Below are 18,070 nucleotides of genomic sequence, written 5' to 3' on the forward strand. Positions count from 1 at the left end.
CGTCAGTCCTCCTCCCCGCCGCGCTTGCGCGCATTGACCGTGATGGGCAGGCGGGTGTCCGCCGCCATTTCAGGCAAGTCCAGCACCCAGCCATTGGCGATGCGGACCCACCCGCCCCACAGCGTCTCGTGCTCCGCCTCGACCACGGGTTCCTCCAGGTCTTTCTTGGGCACGTAAATCGACAGCCCGCTCTCGGGCGAGCGGCGGATCATCACCTTCATTGACGGGCTTCCTTGCGACTTCGGGGGATGGGACGCCCCACCCCCATGGAATTCAGCAAGGGGCGTGCCAGACGACCCCGCCCCCGCGAACGGCGGAATGCCTGCCATTTCGCGCCATTCGCCCACGTCGGGAACCCGACAGCCCCTGTCGCATCCCCGACCGGATTGGGCCGGATCGGCGTCAACCGGCCCGCTCAGGCCACACTGGGGCTGGCACGCCGGCTGCAACCATCGGATAATCCGGATCGTGATCGCCGGGAGCAGATCCAGCCGACAGGAGGCCCCATGCCTGACAGCGCCACCTTCACCCAGAACCTGTTGAATTTGGCCGCCGTGATTTATCACCCGGCGGACGACGTCGATCAGCTGCTGGCGGCCTTCGCCGGCCAGCTACGTGCCCAGGGCCGGCGGATCGGGGGGATCGTCCAACGCAACCAGCATGATGAGGGCGGGCTGGGGAAGCTGATGGAGGTGGTGGATCTGCGGACGGGCCACGCCATCCCCATCTGCCAGAACCTGGGGCCAGGATCGACGGCCTGCCGGCTGAACCAGGCCGGCTTGGCCGACGCGGCCCAGGCCGTCACCCGGGCCATCGATGACGGGGTTGAACTGGTCATCGTCAACAAATTCGGCAAGACCGAAGTGGAGGGCGGCGGCCTGCGCAGCGAAATCGCGGCGGCGGTGGCCGCGGGCCTGCCCGTGCTGACCGCCGTGCCGAGGCGTTTCCAGGACGCCTGGCGGGCCTTCACCGGCGGCTACGGCACGACCTTGGCCTGCGACCGCGCCATCATCAATGACTGGTGGAACGAGACGTCCCGGTGGGTGGCGGCCCGATAAAAAAGGGGCCGCCAACAGGCGGCCCCCTTCCCATCCGGACGGGACGTTATTTGCCGATGATCACGTCGGACGATTTGATGATGGCGGACACGGTATCCCCGATCGCGAGGCCCAGATCGTCCACGGATTCATTGGTGATGGAGGAGGTGATCAGGCAGCCGTTGGCGATCTCGATCTTCACGTGGGCGGTGGTGACGCCCTTGGTGACCGCGACGACTTTGCCCTCGATAACATTCCGCGCGCTGAGTTTCATAGTCAGTTACCCATCTTTTCCTGGTGTAGGGGCCTCAGGGGCCCGGGATGACCCGCACCGTCCGGAGATAGATCGCGACGGTTGCGGGAATCAGAATTTCTTCACCGAAATGTTATGCTTGGTCAGGGCGTAGCCGACCTGACGCGGCGTCAGGTTCAGCAGGCGCGCGGCCTTGGCCTGCACCCACCCCGCCGTTTCCATGGCCTGCAGCAGACGCTCACGTTCCGACGGGCCCTCGCCCTGCGCCACGCTGCAGGTTCCGGATTGCGGGCAGCCGGCGGGCGGTGCCACGGCAGTGTCGCCGCCCGCCGGGGCTTCCGGCACCGGACGCGGCGCGGGCGCCACGCGGGGAATGATCTTGAACGATGCCCCCGTGCCGATCGCGCCCTTCCACAGGGTGGAGGACAGGCATTCGTCATGATGGCAGGCGAAATCGTCGGCCATGATCCGGGGATCTTTGGCCAGGGTGGCCGTCCGCCGGACGCAGTTCTCAAGCTCACGGACATTGCCGGGGAAGTAGCACCCTTCCAGCACGTCCTTGGCCGAGGGGGTCAAGGCCATCTGGGTGCCGTGTTCCTGATTGAAGCGGCGCAGGAATTCCCCCGCCAGCAGCTTCACGTCTTCCCGCCGCTCACGGAGCGCCGGCAGGGAGATCGACACCACATTGATGCGGTAGTAGAGATCGGCGCGGAACTCCCCCTTCGCCACCGCGTCCTCCAGGTTCTTGTTCGTCGCCGTCACCAGCCGGACATCGACCTGAAGCGTGCGTGTGCCGCCCACCCGCTCGAACTCCCCTTCCTGCAGGACGCGTAGCAGTTTGGCCTGGAAGGAGGGGGAGATTTCCCCGATCTCATCCAGGAACAGCGTGCCGCCATGGGCCAGTTCGAAGCGCCCCTTGCGTTGCGCCAGCGCGCCGGTGAACGCCCCCTTCTCATGGCCGAACAGTTCGGACTCCAGCATGGATTCCGGCAGGGCGGCGCAGTTCAGCTTGACGAAGGGGCCCTTTTTGCGCGGCGACAGATCATGGGTGGCACGGGCGAACAGCTCCTTGCCCGTACCGGATTCCCCCCGCAACAACACGGTGGAATTGCTGCGGGCGACGATCTTGATCTTATCGATCACGGCGCGGATGGCCGGACTGGTGCCGACGATGCCCTGCACCCCGCCGCCCGGCGCCCCACCCGCCGGCACCCCGGCGTCGCGGTCAGGACGGACGGTTTCCGACAGTTCCTTTTCCAGCCGGCGCTGCGCACTCATCAGCCGTTCGCGGTCGCGGCCGATGACGTCGTGCAGGCGGACGGTCTGACCCACCAGGTTGGCGATCATCACCAGGAAACGGACGTCCTCATCCAGGCGGACCATGGTCTTTCCATCCCAGGTCCGGTCCAGGGTCAAGGTGCCGATGACACGGTCCCGTTCCTTGATCGGCACACCGACGAAGGAGACGCGGGCATCCGTGGACCATTCCACCGGTGACCAGTCGGCGAACAGCGGGCTGTCCGCCACGCTTTCCACGACCACCGGCATCTGGGTGGTGACGATCTGGCCGATCGCCCGTTCGGGTAGGCGGTCAAAATAGCTCTTGGCGTTCCTTTCCGTCCAACCCAGGCCCACCACAACCTCCGGCGCGCCGTCATCGCCCAGCAAGGCGATGATGCCGTGGTGCATCTCCAGGAAACTGGATAGCAGGGCCAGGACGTTGGAAAGCGTGGTCTCAAGCCGCGCCGGCACGGCGAGGATCTTGGAAATCTCATAGACGCCGTGCAGCGCGATTTCCGCCCGGGTGGAGAATTCCGCAGCGCGGGCGGAAGGGCCCGGGGTCGCCAACGGCGGGACGAACAGCGATGAGGCGGCACCAGTCACAGGCATCGGACGTCTCCTCTTGCATGAGGGCAACTTATCCGACATCCGGCATCGGTCACGGACCGAAGAACCAACTGTCTATAGTTAGTCTCGCAGGTGCGAAACGCAGGCGCAAGAGAATTCATGTTCCGATTCGCTCGCCCGATTATTGGTTTTGCCGGAAAACATAAATACTAACCCAGTATTCACGTGGCGACGATGTGAACCTGGATGTCGACAGGTTTCGCATAAAAGGGGGCGGAGGTGACCAACGTATCGGCGCCCGCCGCCGCGTAGGCCGCCGAATTGCCGGCGTTGATGCCACCGGCGGCCGCGATGATCGGGCGGCCATCTCCGCGCCTGGTGATACGACGCGCCAAGTCGGCCACCGCGTTCGGCGAGAACTTTTCCAGTTGGATGACGTCGGCCTGGGCATCGAGCGCGGCCAGGGCCTCCGCCTCCGACGTCACCTCAACCATGACGGCCCGTTCCGGCACCCGCCGTTTCAGGGCGGCGATCGCCGCCCCCAGGTCGCCGCCCAGGAAGACCCGATGTTCGGGAAAGACCAGCAGGGTATCCGACAGCCCCAGGCGGTGGACCTCGCCGCCGCCATCGATCACCGCCTTCAAGGACAATTGGCGCGTGAAGGGTATCGATTTGCGGGTGCACAGCACGGCGATGTCGGACCTGACCGCGCGGGCGGCCTGGACGATCTCGCAGGTCGCCGTGGCCACGCCGGACGCCCATTCCATCACCGTCTGCGCCACCTTCCAGCCGCCGTGCAGCGCGGCGGCCGGTCCCTCCGCCGTCAGCAGCGGCGCGCCGACCGGGTAGCGACCGCCGGATGGCGCCGCGAATGTCACGGTCGCCCCCATCCGGGCCAGCAGGCGCGCCGCCTCGTCCACGCCCGACAGCACCATGGTCGGCGGGGCGACAGTCGACTGGCCGGCCGGGCGGGCGGCGAAGCTCATGCGGCCTGGCCGCCCCCCGATGCCGAGGGCGCGGGTGGTCAGGTCGCCAAAGCGCAAATCCTCGTCCACCAGGCGTTCGATCTCGGCGTCCGCCAGCCGCCAGGCCGGGATGCCGCCCCCTATGTCCATGGGCATCAGCCGAACTTGAACAGGACGCCAAAGCCACCGCGCGGGTAGTTCCATTCCACCTCGCCCGTCTTGGCGGTGACGACACGGCAGGTGCCGCATTCGACGCAGCCGTCCACCACCGCCTCCACCTGCCCCTTGTCGTTCCGGCTGTAGCAGCCGGCGGGGCAGAGATGGGTCAGCGCCAGCAGCGCCTTGGACGGCGCCTCGTGCGGCCTGATCTTGATGTGCGGTCGCCCGGCATCCACCAGATAACGGTTCTGGAACAGCCGTTCCTCCACCTTGACGGCCGGCCCGGCCGCGCTTACGTCCACCGTGTTCATCGCCACGACCTCGCCAGTTTGACGGCGTCGCCGATCAGGCCGGGCAGCGTCCGGCCCTGGCGAAGCGCCTTGAAGATCTGCTTTTCCTTGGTGCGTTTATCAACGCCATCCACCCGGAACCAGGTTTGCGCCGCGGCACTGATCAGCTTGGGATACAGGCCGAACACGTGCTTGTTGTTGTGCAGGAAGGCCGGGATTTTCCGGTACTTCTTCAGGTCCTTCATGACGAAGGTGTCTTCCAGCCGCCGTTGGTACTCGGCCAGGTTGGCCTTGGACAATTCCTCGCGGCGGCGCTTCAGCCAGACCACCGTTTCCCCCGCGATGCGCCCGGTCGTCATGGCCAGGTTGGAGCCTTCGCGGTGCACGGCGTTGACGAACTGTCCGGCGTCGCCCACCACGATCCATCCGTCGCCGTACAAGTCCGGCATGGCGTTGAAGCCACCCTCGGGGATCAGGTGGGCCGCGTACTCCTTGCATTCGGAGTTTTCCAGCAAGGGCCGCACGCTGGGATGGCGCTTGAACGCCTCCAGCAGGCCATAGGGGGTGCGGTCGCTGTCCACCAGATCGGAAACGATACAGCCGATGCCGACGGAGATGGATTCCTGGTTGGTGTAGAGGAAGGCGGTGCCGGTCATGCCGTCGGTGATGGTGCCCATGGCCTCGATCACCACGCCCTCGTTGCCCTTCAGATTGAAGCGGCTTTCGATGACCTCGCGGGGCAGGAAGTGCATCTCCTTGACCGCCAGCGCCACGCTGTCCGGCTTCAGCTCCGGCCGCAGGCCCGAGCGTTGGCCCACCAGGCCATTCACCCCCTCGCCCAGGATGACCACGTCGGCGAAGGCCGTGCCGCCGTCACGGTCGGTGCGCACCCCGATGACCCGGCCCTGCGTGTCGCGCAGCAATTCGGTCACCGTGGTCTCGCACAGCAGGACGGCCCCGGCTTCCCTCACCTTGCCGCTGAACCACTTGTCGAACTGGGCGCGGATGATGGTGTAGCGGTTGGGCTTTTCCTCATTGAAGTCCTCGGACCGGTAGTGCATGCCGACATAGGACGTGTCGTCCATGGTCCACAGGCGCTGCTCGATCACATGGCGTTCCAGCGGCGCGTCCTCGCGGAAATCAGGGATGATCTTCTCCAGGGCGTCGGCGTACAGGATGGCGCCCTGCACGTTCTTCGATCCCGGATACTCGCCCCGTTCCAGTTGAAGGACCTTCAGCCCCTCCTTGGCCATGGTGTAGGCCGCCGCGTTGCCGGAGGGGCCGGCGCCGACGACGATGGCGTCAAAGCGTTCTCCGATCATGCCTTCCTCCTTCTGCCGGCGTTCCTCAGCCAGCGAGACGATTGACCGACAGGTGGGCGCGAAAGGCCTCGGTCAGGGCCGGCAGCAGTTCGATGGCGTCGGCCACCACGCCCAGATGGGCGAAGTCGAATATCTGGGCGTTGGGGTCGGTGTTGATGGCGACGATGGTGTCCGCGCCCTCGACCCCCACCCGATGCTGGATGGCGCCGGAAATGCCGGCGGCGATGTACAGCTTGGGCCGTATGGTCTTGCCGGTCTGGCCGATCTGCCGGTCGGCGCTGATCCAGCCCTTCTGCACCAGGGGGCGCGAACCCCCATAGTCACCGCCCAGCACCTCGGCCAGGGCCCGCACCAGCTGGAAGTTCTCTGCCGACCGCAGGCCCAGGCCGCCGGCGACGACGATGTCGGCGTAGGCCAGCTGCGCCTTGTCGGATTCCCGGTCGGCGACAAAGCGCAGCACCTTGGTGATGATGTCGTCTTCCGCCAGGTTCAGGGGATGGACCACGACGCGGCCCCAGCGGCCGATCTGGCGGGCGGGCATGGCCAGCACCCGGGGCCGTACCGTCGCCATCTGCGGCCGGTAGTTCAGGGTCATGATGGTGCACAACAGCGATCCGCCGAAGGTGGGCCGCGTGGCCGCCAACGACCCTTCGTCATCGATGGCCAGTTCCGTGCAGTCCGCCGTCAGGCCGGTCAGCAGGGTGGTGGCGACCGACCCCGCCAGATCCCGCCCCAGGTTGGTCGCCCCCAGCAGCAGGATCTCCGGCTTGTGGGTGTTGACCAGATCGGTCATGGCCCGGGTGTAGGGCTCATTGCGATAGTGGGCCAGGACCGGATCGGTGACGGTATAGACCAGGTCGGCCCCATGCTCGAAACAGGCCGCGGCCACCAACGCCGCGGTCAGGTCATCGCCGCAAAGGACGACCCCGGCCAGTTCCACCCCGCGCTTGTCCGCCAGCTTGCGCCCTTCGCCCAGCAACTCCAGGGCCACGGGGTGGACCACGCCATGCTCACACTCCACGACCACCCAGACGTGCTTGTAAGCCTTGAAGTGCTCCGGCAATTCCCGCTTCGTGCCGGCCCGGCCGGCCGGCGCCGGTTTCGGTGCGTCGGTCATGGTGCAGCCCCCTGTCTGTCTGATCGGCTGTGAAAATGGCGCCGGCTCACGGCCCGGCGGAAAAGCGCATCAACTCCCCCTCAAGCGCCGGCTGGCACTTGAAGATTTCGGCCATCACCGAGGCCGCCAAGGCCTCGGTCGACACATCGGCGGTCGGCACCTGGCGCACCTTCTCCGCCCGCGCCTGGGGGGCGAAGACCTTCTTGACGATGGTGGGTGAGCCGCGCAGGCCGCATTTGCCCAGGTCGGTGATGCCGGCGTCGGCGGCCGTCCATTTCACGATGGTGGCCCGGGCCGCGCGGTAGGCGTCATCCAGGCTGCCCCGGCGGATTTCATTCACGCCTTCCAGCATGGTGACCAGCACCGGCAGGCGGGTCGACAGCACCTGCACCCCGCCCTCGGCCCGCCGTTCCACGGTGATGGTGCCGGCGGTGGGATCCAGGTCGGCGATCTTCGCCACATAGGTCAACTGGTTCAGGCCCAGGCGCTTGGCGATGCCGGGCCCAACCTGGGCCGTGTCGCCGTCGATGGTCTGTTTGCCGGTGAAAACGATGGGCGGCACGCCGAATTCCTGGCCGATCTTGGCCAGCGCCGCCGCCAGAGCGAAGCTGGTGGCCAAGGTATCGGACCCGGCGAAGAACCGGTCAGTCAGCAACACGGCGCGATCCGCCCCGAAGGTCAGCGCCTTGCGCAAGGATTCTTCGGCCATGGGCGGCCCCATGGTCAGGACGGTCACCTCCCCGCCCAATCGGTCGCGCAGGCGCAACGCCTCCTCCAGCGCGAACAGGTCGTAGGGGTTGATGATGGTCGGCACCCCCTGGCGCATGATGGTGTTGGTCACCGGATGCACCCGGATCTGCGCGCTGTCGGGAACCTGTTTCATGCAAACGACGATGTGCATCGGTCCTCTCTCTCGCCCGCGCGGAGCCTGTTGGAAGCGGGTCACATGGTGGCTTAACGCAAGTGCCATGCCATGTGGCAACCCCTTGGAAACGCTTGAAGTACACATCCGCAGGATGGCCCGGAAACCGACCGGTTTGTCGGATAGGCGACAGCGATGTCGCCTCTATCCCACCGACGGCTTCGCCGGGCCGAGGGACGCCAACGGCACGAAAGGTTTGGCCGGCGGCGCCTTGGGGGCCACCGCGTCCTGGTGAACCTTGAACAGCCGCTCGGCGATAGGGGAGGAGGCGACGAAATCCTGGTAGGCCTGTTCCAGGTGGGCACGGCAGAGGTCACGGATCGCCGCGTCGTCCAGCCCGTCGAACGCCCCCTCAGCCTCACTGCCCCGCAGGTACTGGCCCATGCGACGCAGGATGTGCAGCCGGGCCACCCGGACCACCGACGCCTCATAGGGCACCGCCAGGAAGTCGAAGAACTCCTCCGCCGCCGATAGCCGTCCCAGGTCCGCCAACACACCCATCACGTCACCTCTTGTCGTTGGATTACGCGCAAACCGAATCGGCCGCCGCCGGGTCCAGCGCCGCCACCTGCGCCTGCAACGACGCCACACGGCCTTGCAGGTGGCCGACCCGCGCCTCCAGGAAAGCGATCCGGTCGATCATCAGGGCCAGGGCATCGCCCACCGGATCGGGGATCAGGTGGTGTTCCAGATTGATGCGCCCGTAGGTCTGATCGCCAGCGGCCCGCCGGTCGCGCGGGTCACGCACGACGCGGCCGGGAATACCCACCACCGTCATGGCCGGCGGCACATCCTCCACCACCACGGAATTGGCGCCCACACGGGCCCCCGCCGCGACGGTGATGGGGCCCAGCACCTTGGCGCCGGCGCCGATCAGCACGCCGTCACCGATGGTGGGATGGCGCTTGCCGGGGGACCAACTGGTCCCGCCCAGGGTGACACCGTGATAGAGGGTGACATCGTCGCCGATCTCCGCCGTCTCGCCGATCACCACGCCGGCGCCGTGGTCGATGAAAAAGCGACGGCCGATGCGGGCGCCGGGATGGATATCGACGTTGGTCACCAGCCGCGCGAACCAGGCGAGCAGCCGCGCCGGAAAGCGCCAACCCCGCCGCCAGAGCCGATGGGCCATCCGGTGATGCAGGACCGCGTGCACGCCGGGATAGGTCAGCGCAATTTCCAACGCGTAGCGCGCCGCCGGGTCACGGCCCTTCACACAAGCGATATCCTCACGCACCAGGGTCCACAAGCTGGCCTCACGATCCGGCGTCGGCATGGCGGTTTCCCTTCAATCCCCGGTGGCCTCATAGAACTTCAGCAGCTCGCCCTCGTTGATCGGCCGCTTCCAGGCGATGGCGCAGTTCCGCACCTCCTCTAACACCCGGCGGGCGCGGCCCTCATCCGGTGACAGGCCCAGCGCCGCCAAGGCGTTGTTGATGGCCGCCATGCCCGAGTGCTTTCCCAGAACGATGGACCGCACGCGGCCGAACCAGGCGGGGTTGAGCGCCTCGTACGTTTCCGGGTCACGCAGCAGGCCGGATACGTGGATGCCGGATTCATGGGTGAAGACCGCCGACCCGACGATGGACTTGGCCGCACCGATGGGCCGGCCGGCGGCCGCCGCCACCAGGTCGGCCAGAGCGGGAAGCTGGGTCATATCCACGCCCGTGCGGCGGCCGGCGATGGGGCCCAGGGCCGCCACCACCTCCTCCAGGGCGGCGTTGCCGGCCCGTTCCCCGAGACCCAGAACACAGACGCTGGCATGGGTGGCGCCCCCCCGGACGGCGGCCAGGGTGTTGGCGGTGGCCAGGCCCAGATCGTCATGGCCGTGGAACTCAAGCTCCAGATCGGTTTCCGCGCAGAGTTGCCGGAAGATTTCATGCGTGCGGAAGGGATCCAGCACGCCAACTGTATCGGCGAAGCGGAAGCGGTGGGCGCCGGCATCCTCCGCCGCCGTCACCACCCGCATCAGAAAATCCAGATCGGCGCGGCTGGAATCCTCGCCGCCCACGGCCACAGCCAGGCCACGATCCCGGGCGTAGGACACCACCCGCCGGATGCGGGGAATGATCTCTTGCCGGCCCGTCTGGAATTTCACCCGGATCTGGCGGTCGGACACCGGCACCGACAGGTTCACGCGCGTCAGGCCGGTGCGCACCGCCGCGTCGACGTCCGCCTCCGTCATCCGGCACCAGGCGATGACTGCGGAGGTGCTGATCGCCTGCCCCACGGCGGCGATGGCCTCCACCTCCGCCGGCCCCATGGCGGGCACGCCGGCCTCGATCTCATCCACGCCAGCGGCCTCCAGCCGGCGGGCGATGGTCACCTTCTCCTCCGTGGTGAAGGCGACGCCGGGCGCCTGTTCACCGTCGCGCAGCGTGGTGTCATTGATGATGATGGGCGGGGCGTTCAACATCATGATGGAACTCCTCAGGGGCAGACGGCTCAAGGGCGATCGACTCAAGGGCAGACGGCGGATTGACTGAGCTGGGCGACGGCCGCGCGGTCACGCCACGGCGGCGACGTCGTCCGCAGGCGGGCGACCAAATCCGGCAGAACCGTCAGGACGTGGTCCACATCCGCCGCACTGGTCTCGACCGACAGGGAAAAGCGGATGGCGCCACGCACGGCATTGGACGGCACCCGCATGGCGCGCAGGACGTGAGACGGTTCCATGCCGCCCGTGGCGCAAGCCGACCCTGACGACGCGGCGATGCCGGCCCGGTCCAGCAGCAGCAACAGGGCCTCACCATCGACATACTCGAAGACGATGTTGGCGGTGTTGGGCAGCCGTTCGCCCTCCCCGCCCAGGACGGCGCAGTGGCCCACGCGCCGCAGCAGCCCCTGCTCCAGACGGTCGCGCAGGGCGCGCATCCGGAGATGATGGCCGTCGGCCAGCGCCCCGGCCGCCCGTTCGGCGGCGACCCCCAGCCCGACAATGGCGGGCACGTTCTCGGTACCGCCCCGCCGGCCGCGTTCCTGGCGGCCGCCACGGATCAGCGGCCGGAAAGGCGTGCCCTTGCGCAGGTACAGCGCCCCGATGCCCTTGGGCCCGTGCAGCTTGTGTCCGGACAGCGACAGCATGTCGATATCGGTGGTCCCGAGGTCGATGGGATGCTTGCCCACGGCCTGAACGGCGTCGGTATGGAACAGGGCGCCCGCCTGATGGGCCCGTTGGGCCAGCTTCGCCACGGGGAAGACCACCCCGGTCTCATTGTTGGCCCACATGACGCTGACCAGGGCCGTGCGCGGGCCCAGGGCGCGGTCGAAGTCGGCCATGTCCAGCCGGCCGGCGGCATCCACGCCGATGATGTGGATCTTCGCCCTGCCGGTCTTTTCCAGGTGTGTCGCCAGCGACAGGATGGCCGGATGTTCGACCGCCGTGGTCACGATCTCATCCCGCCCGGCCTGGGTTTCCAGGGCCGACAGCAAGGCGGTGGAATTGGCCTCCGTCCCGCCCGACGTGAAGACGATCTCATGGTCATGGGCCGCCCCCAGTAAGGCCTGCAGCTGCCGCCGCGCGGCCCGCACCCCGTCGGCGGCGGCCATCCCGAAGGCATGGCCCGACGAGGCGTTGCCGAACCGCTCCGTGAAATAGGGCAGCATGGCCGCGACCACGGCGGGGTGGGTGCGCGTCGTCGCGTTGTTGTCCAGGTAGACCGGTTGCACGACCAAAGCCTCCCTTGTCGCCATGAAGTGGTGGACGGCGGCCCGGCGTCAGTGGCTGGGGCCCGGCGGTCCGATCACCGGCACCAGCCGCACGAAAGCCCCCAGCTTTTCCACCACGCGGGCCTGGATGCCCTCCAGCGTGGCGCTGCTCAACCGGCACATGACGCAGGCGCCGGCCAGGCGAACCCTGACCGTGTCGCCCTCGATGCCCAGGAATTCGCAGTCGCCGCCATCGCGCCGCAAGGCCGGGCGGATTTCGGCGATGGCGTCCTGGATAATGCGCACGCGCGGGTCCTCGGCGGGGGCGATGACCTCGGACGGTTCGGAAACGGAAACGGGGACAAGCATGGCGGGGCGGTCCTCAAGCAAGGGGATGGCTGGATGGCCGGTCAGCCGAAGGATTTGCCGCAGCCGCAGCTCGACTTGGCGTTCGGGTTGTCGAAGGTGAAACCCGACCCTTCCAGCGCCACGACGAAGTCGATGGTGGTGCCCGTCAGCAGGTCCTGGCTCTTGCTGTCGATGAACACCTTCACGCCATCCTGGTCGATGATGGTGTCTTCAGGCCCCGCCTCGCCCGCCAGGCCCATCATGTATTTGTATCCCGCGCATCCACCGGCATCGACGGTGATGCGCAGGCCACCGGCGGGGTCGGCCGCGCCGGCGATGGCGCTGCGGACGGCGTTCAAGGCGCTGGGGGTGAGTGTGATCATGGCGACACCCTTCATGGGTTTGGGGATGGGTCACCCTCCCCAGCCGCAAAAGACGTGCCACCCGATAATTCGTTGAAAAGAGCCAATATTTCGAACAAGCCCTGTTGCGTTTGCTACCCTGTGTCGGGTTTGCGACAGGGTGCCGCCGGGGCTGATGAAGCCCGCGCGCCGCGCCATCGCTGGGGCGGGACCATGCCCGGCCTGTCCGGCAGACGCCTTGCATAGGGGGACCGCCGCCCCAGGGAGGGGACGGTTTTCAAACACCAGCCATGGGGATTGCGATGACGACGATAGAGAAAACGGCCCTGGGCCGCCTGGACCACGAGGGCCGTCTTTTCAACGCGGTGCTGAAGGGACCGACCACCAAGCCTGGACGCTTCGGCTTTCGCGGCGATGTCGCGCTGAAGTTCCAGCCGCAGATCGCCGATGAGAAACGCCCGCCCGACTATTGCATGGAACAGGTGCTGACCTATGCCGTGGAGGGGGAAGCGACGCTGCCGGTGCTGGCGGGTTACCTGCACTCCTTCGCCTATCTGAAGGACGTGTCGGAGGTGCTGTCCGGCCTGCTGCGGCCTACCGGCAAGTACTTCGTCTTCTGTAACAACATCGACCTGCTGGCCAGCTATCAGGTCGTGCTGGACGGCATCCCCTTCATCGTCCTGCCTCTGGATGAATCCACGGTGTGGAAGGAGATGATGGACCTGATGGGCATCGACAAGAACGACATCAAGAAGCTGGACACCGCCGGCAAGTTGGACGTGCTGCTGGATATCGCCCTGAAATTTGATGGCCGGTACGAGACGGTCAGCTTCGAGCAGGGGGTCGCCGGCATGTATCCCGTCAAGAACCGCAATGAGAACCGCCCGGTGTAACCGCCCTCATCCAACCCCTTCCGCCTCGCACGGCATATCGTCGGCGTCCTCGACCAGGGACACGCCGGTGACGCAGATGTCGCCATCCAGGACGGCCAGCGCCACCGGCTGCAGCCCCGCCCCTTGGCAGGGCCCCTCGACGCAGCGGCCGGTGCCGAGATCGAACAGGGCACCGTGCTTGCCGCACATCAGCCGGGTGCCGTTGGGATCCAGGAACTGATTGCGTTCCCAATCCAGGTGCACGCCGTCGTGGGGGCAGGTGTTGACGTAGCCGAACACCTGGCGCCCCCAGCGCACGACGATGATGGACCAGGGCCGGGGCGCGCCGTCCTCACCCTGGCGCAGCAGATGGAAACCACGGGCCTTGCGGCTGGGGATGTCGTCCAGGGCGCAAATGGCGTAGGCGACGGCGCCGTCGGGAACGCTGGGGGTGGAAGTGCTGTCCATCTCTGGCCTCTCTGGAAAGGGGAACCATCCCACCCATGCAAGAAGCGCGCGAGGCCCCGGCCCCTCACACCGGCGCCTTGGCACGGAATTTGGATTTAAGCGATCGGAAGCCCCGTCAACCCGAGGAAACACGACATGAACATCGCCACGGCCTACGCCGACCTTACCCTGGATGAGATCAAGGCCCTGCTCGCGGGTGGCACCTTGACCGTGCATTCCGTCGCCCGGCCCCCCTCCGCCGATCAGCCGGTGGACCGCAGCGGCGTGCTCGCCGTGTTCACCTTCGCCAATCCCGCCTTCGCCCCGGCGGAGGACGGCCTGGAAAAGCCGCTGTTCCTGGCCAATCCCGTGCCGGCACTGGACGGCGGCGTTCCCGGCTTCGCCCGGGCGCGCACGGCGGACGGCACCGTCGTCGCCGACTTCTCGGCAGGACCGGGTGACCGGGAGATCAAGTTCGCCGAAGTGTCCTGTTCGGAGAAGGCGCCGGTTCGCCTGACCGCCTTCAAGGTGATCGCGGAAGGCGGCTGGCCGGAACGGCCGGACTATTACAACACCAAACCCCGCCCCGGCTTCCCGCTGCCCGCGACGCCCTGATTGTCGGCTTGTCGACGGGTGTCAGGTTTGCGACAGGGGCGCCTGCTGGCGCGTGGAACCAAAGGATTGGAAGAATGGCGACATTGGTGAAGGTCACCCAGGATGGCCGGCGGCTGGAGGTCGTGGGGCTGGCGCTGCGCCTGGATGGCGCGCTGGAAGCGGTGGAGCTGGTGGAGGTGGCGCGCCACCCCCACCGCCTGGCCATCCTGCGCGCCGTACCCGACGCCACCCACATGGCGGGCCGCGTCGCCCTGACGGCGGCGGAGGCGGCAGCCGCCCTGGCCGCGCTGCAGGAGGCCGAGGCGGACCTGCTGGCCAGCCCCCAGGCCATCCATGAGCGTTTTCGCATCGCGGCCCTATGGAAGGCACGCGAACAGGGGATCGAATAGCGTGGTCAAATAGCGTCAGGGGATCAGACCGCGAGCGACCGGCCGGAGCGGATATGGGCCAGGATGGCCTCGCCATCCTCCGCGCCGAAGCAGATGTCGAAGTCATCGCAATCGGAACAGACCGGGGCCGAGCAGAGGGAGAACCCTTCGGACCGGCAGATCATGCGATACAGGAACTTCTTCCACTTCATGTCCTGGCTGTTGCGCTCCGCCAGCGGTTTGAAGTGCCGGCGCATCAGGCGCGACAGTTCACCCCGGTCGCGCAAGCCCAGGTCCTGCCACAAATGGTTGGGGCGGGTGCAGCGCCGGGCGATCATCGCCGACAGGTCGCGCTGCAGGGGGCTGCCCTCGCTGGCGTACATCCACAGCAGGTCCCGCACGGCGGCCTCATCGTCGCCCAGGACAGCCAGCGGGACGGAAGCGGGCTCGAGGATCGCCGATGCCGCCGGAAACAGACCCGCGACCATCCCTTCCAAAGCGCTAGGTGCCAGGCCAACCCAGGCGGGCAGCGGGCTTCCATCCCGCGCGGCCTCCACCCAGGCGAGCGACAGGATGGACGCCACCACATGCCGATCAAAGGCGTCGTGGCCACCGTCCGCTCCCGCCATCAGCCGGGCATAGATGTCTGGCGCGCCCATCCGCGTCACGCGGCCTCCATCGTCTGGGGCCCGTGGGTCTGGCAGTTGGCCGGGCACACCCGGGCGCAGGCGCCGCAACCGATGCATGCCCCCTGGTCGGCCATGACCATGACCTTCTTCTCGATCTCGTCATCATCATCGTCGTTGTCGAGGTCGATCAGATCCCCGTCCTCATTGAGGCCTTTCAAGATCATCACGTTGCGGCCACACACCTTGAAACAGCGGCCGCAGCCGATGCAGCGCCTGGCATCGATGGCGATCAGGAAATCGGGCTGCCAGGCGCGACCGTCACGGGTGGAGGCGGACATGGGATGGACACTCCCTAGCAAAGGACAAAGGACCGGCGATGGGGTATCAGGCGTTTTCCAGCGTCTTCAGGGCGGCGCGCTTGCTTTCCAGGATGGCGAAGGCGTCGTGGGCCCGTTGCGCGACCTCAAGGATGGAGGGCCAGTTCACCGGCAACTCCTCCGACAAATCATGCAGGTCCATCTTGGCCTGCATGGCCTTGGCCGACAGCTTCTTGATCTCGGCCTTCAGGGTTTCCAATTCGCTCATCACCCGCCCCCCGTCAGTAGCGCGCCACGTCGGGGAAGCGCTCGATCATCTCGACGCCCGCCTGGACATACTTCGCCCCCTCCTCCGCCAGCTTGGACAGGCTGTCGAAGCCGAAGCGGTGGACGTCGCGCAGTTGCTTGTTCACCACCACCAGGCGCCCGCCCAGCAGGACCATGCGGCCGAAGCCCTCATGGCTCATCTTCAGCATGGGCGTGACCATGACGCCGGTGGCCCGTTCAATCGACAAGGCGATGGCGTTGAAGAACAGCTCAAGCCGCCAGATCGTCTCGGGATCGGGATCGCCCATGATCGGCAGCGCCCGGCGCTTTTCCTTATCCAGGATATAGGGTTCCAGCAGATCCAGGTCTGACTTGGAATCCCAGGTGCCGTGGGTGTCCTGGGCCCGCCACACCTTGACCAGTTCCTTGATGAAGGGGGACTGGGCCGCCGCCTCGGGCGGCACGATTTCCGCGATGTTGGACATGCTGGGTCTCAATCCTCAAAATCAAGGGTGCGGTTCGCGTCCTTGGCCAGCGCCTTGCGCAGCCAGGGCGGCGGCGTGCCGTTCAGGACATCCTTCAGCCGGCCCAACAGATCCTCGATGGCCTCGGGCTGGTTGACCTTCATGGGATGGATGTTGTTGGCCACCACCCGGGCGGCCCCCGACCCGCCAATGGCGGCGACATAGAGGATGGCACAGTCCTTGATGGCCTCGATCTTGGGCGCCAGCTTGTCCTCGTTACCGTCCTCCTGCAGGTCGCCGGCGAACTCGACCGCCTTCAGGAAGTGGTGGCCCTCGGGGCTCAGTTCATAGATCGCGATGTTCCGCGCCCAGCCGAAATGGGCATCGACACGCTTCAGATCCTGCGTCGCGAACGCGATTTTCATGCGATTTCCCCTTCGGTCCAGGCGCCGGCGACGGCGCCGGGCTCATGCGGTGTCCGCCAGGTGTCCGGCGTCGGTTCGTGATTGGCCTCATGATCGGCCATCACCAGGTTGCTGATGGCGAAGATCAGGTCGCGGGCGCCGCGATAGCCCACCATGGTCAGGTGGCCGGCGCCGAGGCGGTCGAACATGGGGATGCCCATGCGAAAGAAGGGAATGCCCAGCCGCGCCGCGGCCTGGCGCCCATGGGAATGGGTGATCAGAAGGTCGCAGCCGCGCTCCGCCGCCAGCCGTTCCAAATCCTCCAGGTCGCCGATCAGCACCTCACCCGTATCGACGTCGGCCAGCACGGGGGAATGGGTGGTGGTGACGGCGACCGCGATCCGGGCGCCCATGCCATGCAGCATGCCGCCGACATCGGCCAGCAGGTCGGGTTCGGCACCGATGGCCAGGGTGCGGCCACCAATGTGGAAGTGGCCATCCAGCATGGCATCCACCAGCTGCCCCCGTTGCCGGCGGTACTTGGTCGGCACCGGCCGGCCGCTGATCTCCGCCAGGAACATCATCAGGTCGTCGGTGGGCCCCAGGCCGCATAGGCGTTGGAACAGATGGAAGGGCACGCCCGCCTTGTCGTGCAACGCCTGGGCCGCCGGGCGCATCTGTTCACCCAGCGCCAGGGTCCAGGCCGCCGTGCCCATGGCCGCCACCTCGTCCACGCCGATGCCGCCGATGGTGGTGGGCGTGAATTCATCGGGGATGTGGCCGTCCAGCGACCCCGCCAGATCTGGCAGGAAACTGGGGCGCAGGCCGAAATCCTCAATGATGGTGCGCAATTCGTCCAGGTCGCCGGGGGTCAGGTGGCATCCCGGCAGCACGTTGACGCGGGCGCGGTCGCGAACGGCCCCAGGCGGCGGGCGGTGCACCAGCGCCTCCACCATCCGCGTGACCGCCTTGGCCCAGCCATCCTGGAAGGCATCCTTGAAATCGGGGGTCGAGACATAGACGATGGGCAGGTCGGCCACCTCGGGATTGCGCTCCCGCACCATGCGGATATAGCCCTCGACATCGTCGCCCTTGGTTTCCGTCACCCCGGTGGAGCAGATGCCGATGATCTCGGGCTTGGTGCGCTTATGGATGTTCAGGATGGCCTGTTCGACATTGTCGTAGCCACCCAGCACCGTCGCCACCTCGCTCATGGCGGTGGTCTGCAGGGGGATGGCCTCCTTGAAATGGCGCACGAACAGCACCAGCCCGAAGGAGGTGCAACCCTGCGACCCGTGAAGCAGCGGCATGGATCCGCGCAAGCCCATGAAGGCGAGCGCGCCACCGATCGGCTGGCTCATCTTCAGCGGGTTGACCGTGCAGGCCTTCTTCAGGTGGGTGATCGTCGCCATGGCC

The 18,070-nt window shown here is 67.0% G+C and carries 25 protein-coding genes; 4 read left to right on the forward strand and 21 right to left on the reverse strand.

Features of this window, described 5'->3' with window-relative positions; translation table 11 throughout:
• Nucleotides 1–2: 2 nt before the first annotated feature.
• Entirely contained in the window at nucleotides 3–221 is a 219-nt protein-coding gene (gene nifT, locus FHS74_RS25125; RefSeq protein WP_184806910.1) for a putative nitrogen fixation protein NifT, read from the reverse strand.
• Nucleotides 222–506: 285 nt separating this feature from the next.
• Between nifT and FHS74_RS25130 the strand changes: the two genes are divergently transcribed.
• Complete coding sequence (locus tag FHS74_RS25130; RefSeq protein ID WP_184806912.1) at nucleotides 507–1,058, forward strand: DUF2478 domain-containing protein; 552 nt, start codon at nucleotides 507–509, stop codon at nucleotides 1,056–1,058.
• Between the two features lie 46 nt (nucleotides 1,059–1,104).
• On the opposite strand, the gene FHS74_RS25135 is transcribed toward FHS74_RS25130, so the two are convergent.
• From FHS74_RS25135 to FHS74_RS25195, 13 genes are all read right to left on the reverse strand, one after another.
• The gene (locus FHS74_RS25135) at nucleotides 1,105–1,311 is read right to left on the reverse strand and encodes a TOBE domain-containing protein (protein WP_184806914.1); all 207 of its coding nucleotides are present in this window, start codon (nucleotides 1,309–1,311) and stop codon (nucleotides 1,105–1,107) included.
• Nucleotides 1,312–1,401: 90 nt separating this feature from the next.
• Nucleotides 1,402–3,180, reverse strand: coding sequence for a nif-specific transcriptional activator NifA (nifA, locus tag FHS74_RS25140; RefSeq protein ID WP_184806915.1), 1,779 nt, complete (start codon nucleotides 3,178–3,180; stop codon nucleotides 1,402–1,404).
• A 179-nt stretch (nucleotides 3,181–3,359) separates the two neighbouring features.
• On the reverse strand, nucleotides 3,360–4,259 hold the full coding sequence (modD, locus tag FHS74_RS25145; RefSeq protein WP_343067031.1) for a ModD protein: 900 nt from the start codon (nucleotides 4,257–4,259) through the stop codon (nucleotides 3,360–3,362).
• The gene (locus tag FHS74_RS25150; RefSeq protein WP_184806917.1) at nucleotides 4,259–4,573 is read right to left on the reverse strand and encodes a ferredoxin family protein; all 315 of its coding nucleotides are present in this window, start codon (nucleotides 4,571–4,573) and stop codon (nucleotides 4,259–4,261) included. The genes modD and FHS74_RS25150 overlap by 1 nt, the downstream gene beginning before the upstream one ends.
• The gene (locus tag FHS74_RS25155; RefSeq protein WP_184806919.1) at nucleotides 4,570–5,874 is read right to left on the reverse strand and encodes an FAD-dependent oxidoreductase; all 1,305 of its coding nucleotides are present in this window, start codon (nucleotides 5,872–5,874) and stop codon (nucleotides 4,570–4,572) included. The genes FHS74_RS25150 and FHS74_RS25155 overlap by 4 nt, the downstream gene beginning before the upstream one ends.
• 25 nt (nucleotides 5,875–5,899) lie before the next feature.
• Nucleotides 5,900–6,991 carry an electron transfer flavoprotein subunit alpha/FixB family protein gene (locus FHS74_RS25160; RefSeq protein WP_184806921.1) on the reverse strand — a complete coding sequence of 364 codons (1,092 nt, stop codon included), beginning with the start codon at nucleotides 6,989–6,991 and terminating at the stop codon, nucleotides 5,900–5,902.
• A 46-nt stretch (nucleotides 6,992–7,037) separates the two neighbouring features.
• On the reverse strand, nucleotides 7,038–7,892 hold the full coding sequence (locus tag FHS74_RS25165; protein ID WP_184806923.1) for an electron transfer flavoprotein subunit beta/FixA family protein: 855 nt from the start codon (nucleotides 7,890–7,892) through the stop codon (nucleotides 7,038–7,040).
• 165 nt (nucleotides 7,893–8,057) lie between these two features.
• Nucleotides 8,058–8,414, reverse strand: coding sequence for a nitrogenase stabilizing/protective protein NifW (gene nifW / locus FHS74_RS25170; RefSeq protein ID WP_184806925.1), 357 nt, complete (start codon nucleotides 8,412–8,414; stop codon nucleotides 8,058–8,060).
• A gap of 22 nt (nucleotides 8,415–8,436) precedes the next feature.
• The gene (cysE, locus tag FHS74_RS25175; protein ID WP_184806927.1) at nucleotides 8,437–9,189 is read right to left on the reverse strand and encodes a serine O-acetyltransferase; all 753 of its coding nucleotides are present in this window, start codon (nucleotides 9,187–9,189) and stop codon (nucleotides 8,437–8,439) included.
• 12 nt (nucleotides 9,190–9,201) lie between these two features.
• Complete coding sequence (nifV, locus tag FHS74_RS25180) at nucleotides 9,202–10,332, reverse strand: homocitrate synthase (protein WP_246463354.1); 1,131 nt, start codon at nucleotides 10,330–10,332, stop codon at nucleotides 9,202–9,204.
• A 41-nt stretch (nucleotides 10,333–10,373) separates the two neighbouring features.
• A complete protein-coding gene (nifS, locus tag FHS74_RS25185; protein ID WP_184806929.1) occupies nucleotides 10,374–11,582 on the reverse strand; it encodes a cysteine desulfurase NifS in 1,209 nt (402 codons plus the stop codon).
• Between the two features lie 48 nt (nucleotides 11,583–11,630).
• On the reverse strand, nucleotides 11,631–11,930 hold the full coding sequence (locus FHS74_RS25190) for a NifU family protein (RefSeq protein WP_184806931.1): 300 nt from the start codon (nucleotides 11,928–11,930) through the stop codon (nucleotides 11,631–11,633).
• 41 nt (nucleotides 11,931–11,971) lie between these two features.
• Nucleotides 11,972–12,292 (reverse strand): iron-sulfur cluster assembly accessory protein, encoded by a 321-nt coding sequence (locus FHS74_RS25195; RefSeq protein ID WP_184806933.1) that lies wholly within the window; start codon nucleotides 12,290–12,292, stop codon nucleotides 11,972–11,974.
• 281 nt (nucleotides 12,293–12,573) lie between these two features.
• On the opposite strand from FHS74_RS25195, the gene FHS74_RS25200 reads away from it, so the two are divergent.
• Nucleotides 12,574–13,164, forward strand: a complete 591-nt coding sequence (locus FHS74_RS25200; RefSeq protein ID WP_184806935.1) for a hypothetical protein — start codon at nucleotides 12,574–12,576, stop codon at nucleotides 13,162–13,164.
• A gap of 6 nt (nucleotides 13,165–13,170) precedes the next feature.
• On the opposite strand, the gene FHS74_RS25205 is transcribed toward FHS74_RS25200, so the two are convergent.
• Entirely contained in the window at nucleotides 13,171–13,611 is a 441-nt protein-coding gene (locus FHS74_RS25205) for a Rieske (2Fe-2S) protein (RefSeq protein ID WP_184806942.1), read from the reverse strand.
• A gap of 135 nt (nucleotides 13,612–13,746) precedes the next feature.
• Between FHS74_RS25205 and FHS74_RS25210 the strand changes: the two genes are divergently transcribed.
• Together FHS74_RS25210 and FHS74_RS25215 are read left to right on the forward strand one after the other, a co-directional pair.
• The gene (locus FHS74_RS25210) at nucleotides 13,747–14,205 is read left to right on the forward strand and encodes a hypothetical protein (protein ID WP_184806944.1); all 459 of its coding nucleotides are present in this window, start codon (nucleotides 13,747–13,749) and stop codon (nucleotides 14,203–14,205) included.
• 74 nt (nucleotides 14,206–14,279) lie between these two features.
• On the forward strand, nucleotides 14,280–14,594 hold the full coding sequence (locus FHS74_RS25215) for a hypothetical protein (protein ID WP_184806946.1): 315 nt from the start codon (nucleotides 14,280–14,282) through the stop codon (nucleotides 14,592–14,594).
• A 23-nt stretch (nucleotides 14,595–14,617) separates the two neighbouring features.
• Here FHS74_RS25215 and FHS74_RS25220 read toward each other — a convergent pair whose 3' ends face one another.
• From FHS74_RS25220 to nifN, 6 genes are read right to left on the reverse strand one after another with little or no spacing between them, the layout of a single operon-like run.
• The gene (locus FHS74_RS25220; RefSeq protein WP_184807034.1) at nucleotides 14,618–15,232 is read right to left on the reverse strand and encodes a nitrogen fixation protein NifQ; all 615 of its coding nucleotides are present in this window, start codon (nucleotides 15,230–15,232) and stop codon (nucleotides 14,618–14,620) included.
• A gap of 5 nt (nucleotides 15,233–15,237) precedes the next feature.
• Nucleotides 15,238–15,540, reverse strand: a complete 303-nt coding sequence (fdxB, locus tag FHS74_RS25225; RefSeq protein ID WP_184806948.1) for a ferredoxin III, nif-specific — start codon at nucleotides 15,538–15,540, stop codon at nucleotides 15,238–15,240.
• Between the two features lie 46 nt (nucleotides 15,541–15,586).
• Nucleotides 15,587–15,787 carry a CCE_0567 family metalloprotein gene (locus FHS74_RS25230; RefSeq protein WP_184806950.1) on the reverse strand — a complete coding sequence of 67 codons (201 nt, stop codon included), beginning with the start codon at nucleotides 15,785–15,787 and terminating at the stop codon, nucleotides 15,587–15,589.
• Nucleotides 15,788–15,800: 13 nt separating this feature from the next.
• Nucleotides 15,801–16,271 carry a NifX-associated nitrogen fixation protein gene (locus tag FHS74_RS25235; protein WP_184806952.1) on the reverse strand — a complete coding sequence of 157 codons (471 nt, stop codon included), beginning with the start codon at nucleotides 16,269–16,271 and terminating at the stop codon, nucleotides 15,801–15,803.
• Nucleotides 16,272–16,279: 8 nt separating this feature from the next.
• A complete protein-coding gene (gene nifX, locus FHS74_RS25240; protein WP_184806954.1) occupies nucleotides 16,280–16,675 on the reverse strand; it encodes a nitrogen fixation protein NifX in 396 nt (131 codons plus the stop codon).
• The gene (gene nifN, locus FHS74_RS25245) at nucleotides 16,672–18,066 is read right to left on the reverse strand and encodes a nitrogenase iron-molybdenum cofactor biosynthesis protein NifN (protein ID WP_184806956.1); all 1,395 of its coding nucleotides are present in this window, start codon (nucleotides 18,064–18,066) and stop codon (nucleotides 16,672–16,674) included. Before nifN ends, nifX begins: the two co-directional genes overlap by 4 nt.
• Between the last annotated feature and the right edge of the window lie 4 nt (nucleotides 18,067–18,070).

The sequence above is a fragment of the Nitrospirillum iridis genome (genome assembly GCF_014205765.1).
Taxonomy (GTDB): Bacteria; Pseudomonadota; Alphaproteobacteria; order Azospirillales; family Azospirillaceae; genus Nitrospirillum; species Nitrospirillum iridis.